This window comes from Schumannella sp. 10F1B-5-1 (assembly GCF_006517535.1).
Classification (GTDB): domain Bacteria; phylum Actinomycetota; class Actinomycetes; order Actinomycetales; family Microbacteriaceae; genus Schumannella.
The window spans coordinates 1-345 of record NZ_VHQH01000304.1 but is presented as its reverse complement, the minus strand read 5'-3'; the positions used below and the strand labels follow the sequence as shown (position 1 = coordinate 345).

Genomic DNA, 345 nt, shown 5'->3' with positions numbered 1-345 from the left:
CCGTTATTCATTCGTGATTGCGCCTGAGCGAGGCGAAATACGCGATCGCTGTTAAAAGGACAATTACAAACAGGAATCGAGTGCAACCGGCGCAGGAACACTGCCAGCGCATCAACAATATTTTCACCTGAATCAGGATATTCTTCTAATACCTGGAACGCTGTTTTTCCGGGGATCGCAGTGGTGAGTAACCATGCATCATCAGGAGTACGGATAAAATGCTTGATGGTCGGAAGTGGCATAAATTCCGTCAGCCAGTTTAGTCTGACCATCTCATCTGTAACATCATTGGCAACGCTACCTTTGCCATGTTTCAGAAACAACTCTGGCGCATCGGGCTTCCCA

General features: G+C 47.5%; 1 protein-coding gene. It reads right to left on the bottom strand.

All coding sequences use genetic code 11. From position 1 onward, the window contains the following. On the bottom strand, nucleotides 1-345 hold a 345-nt coding region (locus FJ658_RS15795; protein WP_370454825.1), incomplete at both ends, for a phosphotransferase.